The sequence below is a fragment of the Corynebacterium sp. HMSC078H07 genome, from assembly GCF_001812805.1.
Taxonomy (GTDB): domain Bacteria; phylum Actinomycetota; class Actinomycetes; order Mycobacteriales; family Mycobacteriaceae; genus Corynebacterium.
In genome coordinates this window covers 265,232-271,231 of the sequence record NZ_KV810470.1, presented here as the reverse complement: position 1 = coordinate 271,231, position 6,000 = coordinate 265,232, and the positions used below count along the sequence as shown (strand labels likewise).

The 6,000-nt window shown below is 53.5% G+C and carries 4 protein-coding genes and 1 pseudogene; 4 read left to right on the top strand and 1 reads right to left on the bottom strand.

The window, feature by feature from the left end; translation table 11 throughout:
- From HMPREF2875_RS06460 to HMPREF2875_RS06445, 4 genes and pseudogenes are all read left to right on the top strand, one after another.
- Positions 1-331, top strand: a pseudogene (locus tag HMPREF2875_RS06460) (hypothetical protein); the annotation flags it as partial.
- A gap of 150 nt (positions 332-481) precedes the next feature.
- On the top strand, positions 482-919 hold the full coding sequence (locus HMPREF2875_RS06455) for a VOC family protein (RefSeq protein ID WP_070671361.1): 438 nt from the start codon (positions 482-484) through the stop codon (positions 917-919).
- A 12-nt stretch (positions 920-931) separates the two neighbouring features.
- Entirely contained in the window at positions 932-1,411 is a 480-nt protein-coding gene (locus HMPREF2875_RS06450; protein WP_070671398.1) for a GNAT family N-acetyltransferase, read from the top strand.
- A 779-nt stretch (positions 1,412-2,190) separates the two neighbouring features.
- Complete coding sequence (locus HMPREF2875_RS06445; protein WP_070671359.1) at positions 2,191-5,013, top strand: DNA methyltransferase; 2,823 nt, start codon at positions 2,191-2,193, stop codon at positions 5,011-5,013.
- Here HMPREF2875_RS06445 and HMPREF2875_RS06440 read toward each other — a convergent pair.
- Positions 4,999-5,811, bottom strand: coding sequence for a hypothetical protein (locus HMPREF2875_RS06440; protein ID WP_070671356.1), 813 nt, complete (start codon positions 5,809-5,811; stop codon positions 4,999-5,001). The genes HMPREF2875_RS06445 and HMPREF2875_RS06440 overlap by 15 nt on opposite strands.
- Positions 5,812-6,000: the final 189 nt, after the last annotated feature.

Sequence of the window (6,000 nt, the reverse complement as noted above, 5' to 3'; positions counted from 1 at the left end):
CGATGGCAAGGATGGCGTTGACGGTAAGGACGGCCGAGATGGCTCCAACGGTTTGAACGGTGCTCCTGGTGCTCCCGGCGCACCGGGTCGTGATGGAGTGGACGGCCAAGATGGCCGCGATGGTCTTAACGGTCTGAATGGTCGTGACGGTGTAGACGGCAAGGACGGCAAAGATGGCAAGGACGTTGATACGTCCTCGATGGTGGGTTACTCCTTCCTCGCTGCAATCCTTGGTGGCGGTCTCATCGTGTCTGTCTTGGGCGCGATGGATTACCTCTACCTCCTGGGCTACCTGCCCAAGGAAGGCATCCCGTGGCGCGCTGACCGCTAGTTGAGGAGGCTTACTGCGGTGTAGCCCAGATAGCTCACGCGCGCAAGCAGTATGAGGCCATGCCCTCGGCTCTTAGCCAGGAGTGTGGCCTTGCTGCTTTCTTGGACTTGTCGGTCGACTGCGTGGTTGTTACGTGGTTATCATCGCGGCATGACAGTAAAGACAACGCCGTACATTTCTTTCCCTGGTAACGCCCGCGAGATCCTCGAGTTCTACCATTCGGTTTTCGGCGGTGAGCTCGAGGTTTTGACCTATGGCGAGCAGCTCGATAGTGGAGTTGAATTCCCCTTCGACCCGCCTCGTGAGGCTGTAGCGCACGGCACTCTCCGCGGGCCTTTTTCTCTTGGTGGCGGGGACGATCTGCAAGATTCTCGTGACCGACTCACCCCTGGAGATATCGGATTCACCGTCGAGGCCACTTCGGTTAAAGAAGCCGAAAAAATTTACGCTGCGCTAGCCAATGATGGAACGGTGTCCATGCCTTTCGCTCAGGCGCCGTGGGGAGACTATTTCGGCATGGTTGTTGACCGATTTGGAGTTGGCTTCAACATCACAGTCCCGGCAAGTACCGGCACACCAGAATCATAGGCGTAAATGATGATGGGGAACGAGTCGGTTCCCGTCAGAAGCGCTACGCATGAGCGCCCTCATGATGTTGCCGTGATGCTCAGTGATTCCAACGCGGAATTCGACTCCCCGTGCCCGTCAATCGATGTTCTTACAGAGCGTTTTCAGCGTCTTCTTCGACGCGATGACGTCATTGTCTGCATTGCTGATGGTGAGAAGCTACCTGTCGGCTTCGCCTTCGTGACGGTTCGCCCCAGCCCCTACTATGAGGTGCCTATTGTGATGCTTGAAGAGCTTTACGTTCATCCCGGGCTTCGAGGGCGGGGGATAGGCACTGCCATCATGGACCTAGTAGAAACCGCAGTGTCTAAAGCAGACGTCACTGAGATCCAGATCAATGTCGATGAAGTGGACGTTGACGCTCGCCGATTTTACGAAAAGCGCGGATTCTCACATTACGAAGACGGGAACGATTACCGCATGTTTTGCTACATTAAGGAGCTCACGCGGTAGCCGCATGAGCCCCCGTGGTTGCCTAACAGCAAAGCAAAGTCTCACCACATCGATTCTCTGCGGCTTTCCACACCGAAGTGACGGCTGCTGAAAATAAGCCCGTGCGAGGCCCAGCTCTGCTGCTTCTAGCGCTTTCAGGAGCAGTTCTAGAAGCGTGTCTCAACCTATGAACGACAACTGAGATCGCAACCAAGCCCCAGCTATCGCGTTTAAAGCCCGCAAATGGGGCACGTTCTCGGGCCGCACAGTTCCCTGTCCCGCGAAGTATCCGAGGTGTTGCGGCTACCCGATTTCCGGGCTCCAGCCCACAGCTCTGGGACTCGCACACCTGTCACTGTCATTCACGGTAGATAAGGGCGAAAAATTTCTGGCCCTTATCTACCGTGAATGTGGCCTTAAGCCTGAATGACGGCTCCGAAAACGACTCTTAACCCGAAAACGAAAAATCTCGAGACGCCGATCGGAACGATGTCTCGAGACTTCACACTGTCGGACTAACAGGATTTGAACCTGCGACCCCTACACGAGTAAGAATCACCAGCTCAACACATTATCGACTGTTCTGGAAACGGATTTTACACCATACCGTGCCCAATAATTGCCCACACAACCCGGAGGTTCGGTGATTACAGCGGTGTGAGTGGGCCAATTGCACCCGAGTATTTCGATGTTGAGAGATTCGTCAAGCGGCCTCGAAGGCGTATCGAACACATTTGTGTTTGTTCTTGCTACCGAGTGTTAGACCCAGCGTCTAATCACCCGCCCGGTAGTCTCGTGGTATGTCTGCTGCTATCTCTCGGGATGAAATACACCGCCGCCTCGACTCGTTTCGAGCTCACTGGCTCAGAGAATTAGACCAGTGGAAGGAGCAGGGCCTTACGGGCGAGGAGCAGAAGGCAGCACAGCGTTTCTGGATAGACCTCTTCAGCTGTTTCGGGGTATCTGCTGCTCGCATGAACCTGTTCGAGCGTAACGCTCGTCGTGGTTCCACGGGTGGTGCTGGAAGAATCGACTTGTTCTACCCCTCTGTGGTGATTGGTGAAGCAAAGAAGCCGGGCGTTTCCCTAGAGGTGGCGTACCAACAGGCTCTTGACTATCTCAATGGCGGCACAGTGAGAGATTTCGAGATGCCGCGCTACGTGCTCTGCTCTAATTTCGAGCAGTTTCGTCTGGTTCGTCTAGGAGATGCTGATTCTGGTTTCGATATTAGCTTTGGCTTATCCGAGGTGACCGATAACCTTGACGCGCTGAAGTTCCTAGCTGGTTACGACGCTGTGACGAAACAGGAAGAGGAGAAGGCTAGTATCAGGGCCTCTCAGCTTATGGCTGAACTGTTTACTGCTATGGCAGGTGACGACGTTGACGAGGCTGTAGGAGACAACGCCCCCACCAATTACCATGACGAGGAGCTCAGGGTACACGAGACCTCGATGTACCTAACAAGGCTGTTGTTCCTGCTGTTCGGTGACGATGCTGGGTTGTGGGAGCAGGATTTGTTCACTCGATTCATCGAAGAGAACACCACCGCCGATAACCTTGGTCCCCAGCTTAACGCGTTGTTCGAGATTCTGAACACGCCCGAGAACCGTCGTGGACGAGTACCGGATTCTATGTCCTCGTTCCCGTACGTGAACGGTGCGGTGTTCGCTGAACCTATGAGAACCCAGTATTTCGATGCTGAGATGCGGGATGCCCTGCTCAAGGCGTGCCGGTTTAATTGGTCTGAAATTTCCCCGGCTATTTTCGGTTCTCTTTTTCAGCTTGTGAAGAGCAAAGAAGCTCGTAGGAGCGATGGCGAGCATTACACCAGCGAGAAGAATATCCTCAAGACCCTGGAGCCGTTGTTTCTGACAGAGCTACGGGAGAAGGCAGAACGTCTTATTGCTTCTCGCTCAACCACGGTTAAGAAGCTTCGGGAGTTCAGAGATTCTCTTGCTGACTACGCATTTCTTGACCCGGCTTGTGGCAGTGGCAACTTCCTCATCGTGGCCTATCGGGAGCTTCGCAAGATAGAGACTGACCTCATCGTTGAGATTCGACGTAGAGAAGGCACCCTAGACGAGCTAGCCCTAGATGTCTCGTTCGAGCAGAAATTAAACATCGGACAGTTCCACGGCCTGGAGGTTAACTGGTGGCCTGCTCGTATCGCTGAGACGGCAATGTTTTTGGTCGATCACCAAAGTAATCAGGAACTCGCTCAACGTATCGGTGCAGCCCCTGAGAGGTTACCCATCTCGATTACCGCTCATATCCATCACGCTAACGCGCTGACTGTGGACTGGTCTCTGGTTGTGCCCAAGCCTCGTGGAGAGACACTGGTCTTCGGTAATCCTCCCTTTATCGGACAGTACACAAAGACCAAAGAACAGACTCAGGACATGCGCCGTGTATGGGGCAAGGACTATGACGGCTACCTGGACTATGTAACCGGATGGCACGCGCAGGCGATGAAACTGTTAAAGAATCGCAAAGGACAGTTCGCCTACGTCACCACCAACTCGATTACACAGGGCCAACCTGTACCAGCGCTGTTCGGGCCGCTGTTTCGAGAAGGCTGGAGAATCAAGTTCGCTCATCGCACGTTCTCGTGGGACTCAGAGGCCCCTGGAAAAGCCGCTGTTCATTGCGTGATTGTGGGCTTCTCACGAGGAGAGTTTAAACCGCTGCTCTGGGATTATCCTCGAGTGAACGGTGAGCCGGTGCCTGTTCCGGTGGCTACTAGTATTAACGCCTACCTCGTAGACGGCCCTAACGTCCTTGTGGAGAAGCGGATGAAGCCGCTAAGCAATATGATTGGTGCAGCGGTCCGAGGGAGCCAGCCCACGGATAGCGGAAATCTCATAGTAGAAGTCAAGGACTATGACTATGTTTCTTCAGACCCGGTTGCCTCGAAGTATTTGCGAAAGTTTATCGGTAGTCGTGAGCTTGTTCGTGGACTTAATAGGTGGTGCTTGTGGTTGGAAGACCTGGACCCGGCAGACGTGCAGCGCTCAGAGGTGCTTAAGCAGAGAATCGAGGCGTGCAGAGAGTTTCGAGAAGCCAGTGCAAAGAAAGCAACCCGTGAGCGAGCGGCAACGCCTCATCTGTTTACCGAGATTCGTAATCAAGAGACAAGCTACGTCGGTATCCCGCGCCATGTAGGGGAGTCGCGTAAGTTCTTCACGGTACAGCGTTTCGATTCAGACGTTATCTGTGGTGACGCTAATTTTCAGGTTCAGGACGAGGACGGGCTTTTGTTCTCGCTCATCTCCTCCTCGATGTTCATGGCGTGGCAACGCACTATAGGCGGCAAAATCAAGAGTGACCTACGGTTCAGTAACACGCTGGTTTGGAACAATTTTCCAGTTCCCGAGTTGTCAGAGAAGCAAAGGACCTCGGTTATCAAGGCAGGGGAGAAAGTTCTCGCTGCTCGTGCGTTGCACCCTGAGAGGTCGTTGGCTGAACATTATGCCCCGCTGAGCATGGACCCGGCCCTGGTTCGAGCTCATGATGCCTTGGATAGGGAGGTAGATAAAGCGTTTGATGCCCCGCGCAAGCTCACCAACGAGAGGCAGCGCCTAGAGTTGCTTTTCCAGAACTACGAGGCCTTAACGAGTAACTAAGCTAAACCGTGGGCTGTTCTGCAGTTGTTCTTTGAACTTTTTCGAAGTAATGGTTTCGTGGACCCAGTAAAATCCTGAATCGTGAATTGCCATTCTGCTAATCATGGTTGCGTCGGCTTTCAAAGAGGCCGGAGCTTGACAGTACTCTGGGACCGGTCTGCGCAAACCCGATGACATCGAAGACACAGACGTTAGAAAGTATTTCTCTCCAAGAGAGTTTGACCTCAGATGAGTGATTGCTTCGTAGTCATTCACGGAAGAGGCTAAGCCCAGCGCTTCGCCCGGCAGCTTGTAGGGCGTGTTCTTCGATAGGAAGAAGTCGATTTTCCAGTAGCTGTTTGGCGGAAGTTCCTCTCGGAGCACAAAGCCATCGTTTGGTTCTTCAAGAATCGGGGAAACATACCTAGAAAGTGCGATTGAGCCGTACTTTTCTTGTTGAAGACGGTAAGACCAAGTTAGCCGCACGACGCGCCAGCATTCTTCGTCAATCTGTTCTGCGGGAAAGGTCACCGACTTTTCTAGCGGGAAACTGGTAGCGACCTCTAGCCGAGAGCGATGGACATTTTTCCTTGGTATGCGGAGAAAGAATGCGGGGGTGGCATGCCGTTGCTTTGGAAGATGGAGTGAAAAGTAGATCGGTTGATAATCCACTTTCAGTCCTGGATCGCCGGCGTAGGTTGTGATGTAAAAGTCACCGGTGTCCTTCTTGGAAACCGTGGTTGCGTACCACATCGAGCCAATCGATCGCCCGCTCTTATCGGCTAAGGAAAAGTATCTGTTTTTCCGATTAACGTTCATAACGACATCCTTGCACGATTCTCCTCGTGCAGGGCAGAGCGCCCGGGCCAAATGAATTCGCTGTTCGCCTCCGCTCCAGTGTCGCTTTGGCTGCTCATTCTGGCTTATCCGTGAGCCTGCCCTGAACTCGGTAGCCACGGTTTCAAAACCCCTGCTCGGTGGTGAAGGGGTTTCTCACCTCTTCGGGCT

Bases quoted from the DNA above. Each gene is read 5' to 3' on its own strand.
- HMPREF2875_RS06455 (WP_070671361.1), top strand. From the start codon at position 482: ATGACAGTAAAGACAACGCCGTACATTTCTTTCCCTGGTAACGCCCGC.
- HMPREF2875_RS06450 (WP_070671398.1), top strand. From the start codon at position 932: ATGGGGAACGAGTCGGTTCCCGTCAGAAGCGCTACGCATGAGCGCCCT.
- HMPREF2875_RS06445 (WP_070671359.1), top strand. From the start codon at position 2,191: ATGTCTGCTGCTATCTCTCGGGATGAAATACACCGCCGCCTCGACTCG.
- HMPREF2875_RS06440 (WP_070671356.1), bottom strand. From the start codon at position 5,811: ATGAACGTTAATCGGAAAAACAGATACTTTTCCTTAGCCGATAAGAGC.